This window comes from Streptococcus sinensis, assembly GCF_000767835.1.
GTDB lineage: Bacteria > Bacillota > Bacilli > Lactobacillales > Streptococcaceae > Streptococcus > Streptococcus sinensis.
Genome location: NZ_JPEN01000024.1, coordinates 1 through 3,151, shown reverse-complemented (window position 1 = coordinate 3,151; position 3,151 = coordinate 1). Strand labels below are relative to the sequence as shown.

At 33.8% G+C, this 3,151-nt stretch carries 4 protein-coding genes; all 4 read right to left on the bottom strand.

Going from position 1 to position 3,151, the window contains the following annotated elements; all coding sequences use genetic code 11:
• Positions 1 to 182: 182 nt before the first annotated feature.
• Genes SSIN_RS01090 through SSIN_RS01075 form a run of 4 tightly spaced genes read right to left on the bottom strand, consistent with a single transcriptional unit; the run spans position 183 to position 2,733 of the window.
• Positions 183 to 497, bottom strand: a complete 315-nt coding sequence (locus SSIN_RS01090) for a hypothetical protein (RefSeq protein ID WP_037614762.1) — start codon at positions 495 to 497, stop codon at positions 183 to 185.
• Positions 498 to 526: 29 nt separating this feature from the next.
• Positions 527 to 928, bottom strand: a complete 402-nt coding sequence (locus tag SSIN_RS01085) for a hypothetical protein (protein ID WP_037614760.1) — start codon at positions 926 to 928, stop codon at positions 527 to 529.
• Positions 910 to 2,313, bottom strand: coding sequence for a lipase (locus SSIN_RS01080; protein WP_084578598.1), 1,404 nt, complete (start codon positions 2,311 to 2,313; stop codon positions 910 to 912). The genes SSIN_RS01085 and SSIN_RS01080 overlap by 19 nt, the downstream gene beginning before the upstream one ends.
• A gap of 3 nt (positions 2,314 to 2,316) precedes the next feature.
• Positions 2,317 to 2,733, bottom strand: a complete 417-nt coding sequence (locus SSIN_RS01075; protein ID WP_052076741.1) for a hypothetical protein — start codon at positions 2,731 to 2,733, stop codon at positions 2,317 to 2,319.
• Between the last annotated feature and the right edge of the window lie 418 nt (positions 2,734 to 3,151).

Here is a 3,151-nt window from a genome sequence, read left to right as displayed (position 1 = left end):
TGTAAAAAATAATTGATATTTTAAAAAATTATTCTTGACTTTTTACATAGAATGCCTCCTTATTTACTTATTCGAGATTTAACGAAAAAAGAACCTAAATAAATGAACTACATCCCAAAAGTTTGACAAAATATTTATCAATTGGGGTAGTCCATTTATTTAGGCTATTTTATTCTTAATTGCTAAATCTTATCATATTTATCGCTTGCTGTTGTAACAGCCTCTCTAACGGATTTTGACCATTCTCCCTTAATGGCACTATCTAAAGTATCATTAATTCCATTAATCACCGACTTTCCCTCCTTTGCAATTCTACTAATTGCTCTCTTAGATTTGGACTTAATCGCATCTCGATTACTAAGGGCATATGGAGCATAAATATTGGTTATCAGAGATTTTTCAATCTGTTTTTGAATAGCAAGTAGGCGAGTTCCTAAATTATCGTAGCTTCCTACAGCAAATACACCTGTAATATCCTCAGTTAATGTTGTTGTCATTTCATCATCACTTTCTTTTACTCTCTAGTTTAATTATTGTCATCTGCAGCTATTCTCCTACGCAGATAAGCCGCCTCTAACTCATCGTCTAGATATCTCCTTTCTCGTCGGAAATCATCATTCTCTTTTAAAAATTCTAATTCTAATTTTTTTTGCGCCTGCATCAAGGCATCTTCCGATAATATTTGGTAAGATTCCATCTCTCTATTAAGAATCCCATAAAAATCCTGATCAGCATCCGTAGTTCTCAAATAATGCAAAGTTTCTTCGTACTTTTCATCAAGAATATTTTGTATGGCACGACGTGCAGTTTGAAAATAATCATTTCTTTCCTCAAATTCTTGCAACTTTTCTCGATGATGCTCTTCCAATTCTTCTAATTCTTTAGTTTTCTTTTCGACTTCACGTTGTGCTAATTCAAATTTCTCCATTGATTGAATTCCCCTGCTAAAGATATATCCTCTTCAAGTTTTTTGTTTATACCAGCTGCAATTTTATCTTTCAATTTAGTCATTTCATCTAATATTTGGCTCGCTTTGTTGAGCTTATTTTGTAGAGAGCTTTCTACATTTTCAACCACACTAGTATACGTGACACCACCAGCTGCAAAAGCCGATCTAATCTCATCAGGACTAAGACTACTGACCATAAACGGAGACTTGGTCGTTTCAAATAGAGACTCTACTTCTTCTACTCCTCTTTGTTTCTCAATCTTAATCTGATCCAAAACTTGCTGAGCAGCATTAACAAGAGCATTTGCACCAATGGTAGCCTGCTCACTGTCTAAAAAAATTTGTTCGTTGCTATTTAAGCCACCTCCGCTTTCCGTAAGTAAGCTTTTCATGCCATAATATCGCAACATCCTAGTTTTTGTTTCTAGGATGAGGGTATTCGCATTTCCTTTTGCAGTATTGGTCACAACATTGCCATTTTCATCAATGAGCTGACCTTTATTATTAAATCTCCAAGTATTATAACTGTGATATTTATCCCCTAGACTATAGATCTTATCTGCCTTTTCTTTCCAAGAAAGTTTATCATCTTGTAAAATTCGTAAAGATTCATCAACAAAACTAGCATCTGTCATATTGACATAAATGGCAACGCCTGTTCTATTCCCCAAAATGTTCCCCAAAAACATATCATTTGGATTTCTAAAGTTACGAAATTGCTCTGGATGCGCCTGCATATATGCTATTTCTTCTTCCGAAAGGATATTATGAATATCTGGACCATTAAAGCCAACATTATTCCATCCCATTTTTAAGGCAGTATAAAGAGCCATAGACTCTCCCAAAGAATGACCATTCGTTGTTATAATGGCATTGGGATTTTCTTTACGAACCTTTTTCTCTACTCTTCGAGCAAACTCTACTGCTGTTTTTGACTGAACATCTACAATGTTTTCGACAAATTCCTTTTTGACACTATCGTTAAAATGTCCTTCTAGAATGCCTTTGCCCATCCCTGAAATCGAGGGGAGACCTGTTATCATTTTATCCGTAAAACCCATACCTAGATTTTCAAGGTCATTCAGAACATCTTTTTTGTCTCCAAAATTGGTTCCAACATAAGAAACCACTACCTGACTGTAGTCTACGTTCCCTTGATCATCAACAGGAGCAACAGCCATAACTTGCATACTGTTTTCTGTTGGTTCAGCAGAGTTACCAATAGCATCAATGACTCGGAATTTTCGACCGTTAACATCAAATTCCTTTCCCACACCATATTGTTCTTCTGCTTTATATTCTTTTGGATCCAAACTATAGGCTTTTTTAGATATTATGTTGTAATCTTTATCAGTCAATCGCACCATTTAATAATCCTCGTAATAAATAACATCTACTCCGTCTAAACTAGTTAACTGTGTTGGAGGTTTCTTCTCTATCAAATGAAAGTCTTTTGGATCATATCCTATTGAATAATATCCATCTTTACTTTCCAACTCTGTTGGTAAAATATAACTATTATCATTGACCTTTATAGTGATTGTATCACCCGTCCCAAAACCACCTTTATGAAAATTTACAAATTCTATTTTTTTCACATCTTCATAATGATTAACCAGATACAATGCGATTTTTTCTTCTTCTTTACGAAGTTTCTTTTTCTCCTCTGTTGTCAATGTAACTTCCTCCTTCTGTTCTGTTTTTTTCTGTTGACTACAGGCACTGAAAGTTCCCAATCCTAGAAATCCAACAAATACTATCAAAAGTAACTTAGGTATTTTCATAAATATTCCTTTCCTTTATAAAGCACAAGATCATCAACTATCCTAACACGATTATAGTATATTATAGCAAAAAGAATATAAACCAAGCAAGCGCTAACATCATTTGCAATCCTTTTTAATATAATAAAACTATACTTTATGTATTTTTACTGACTCAGCAGAAGCATCAATGACTTTAAATTGTCAATCTCCTACTTCAATCAAATTGCCTTTATATAATTTTTCTTTCGGATCAAGTTTATAAGCTTTTTGCGCAATCTCATTACAATCTTTTTCTGTTAAATAATCCATTTACTTTTCCTCATAATATATCACTTCAATCCCATCAAGACTGGTCAATTTGAACCGCACCCCAAAAAGTTGGACAGAAAAATCTAACATTTGGGGTGTTATTTTTATGAAATTAAGTTATGAAGAC

What these genes read in the sequence shown, in the direction of transcription:
- SSIN_RS01090 (WP_037614762.1), bottom strand. Translation starts at nt 497, where the DNA reads ATGACAACAACATTAACTGAGGATATTACAGGTGTATTTGCTGTAGGA.
- SSIN_RS01085 (WP_037614760.1), bottom strand. Translation starts at nt 928, where the DNA reads ATGGAGAAATTTGAATTAGCACAACGTGAAGTCGAAAAGAAAACTAAA.
- SSIN_RS01075 (WP_052076741.1), bottom strand. Translation starts at nt 2,733, where the DNA reads ATGAAAATACCTAAGTTACTTTTGATAGTATTTGTTGGATTTCTAGGA.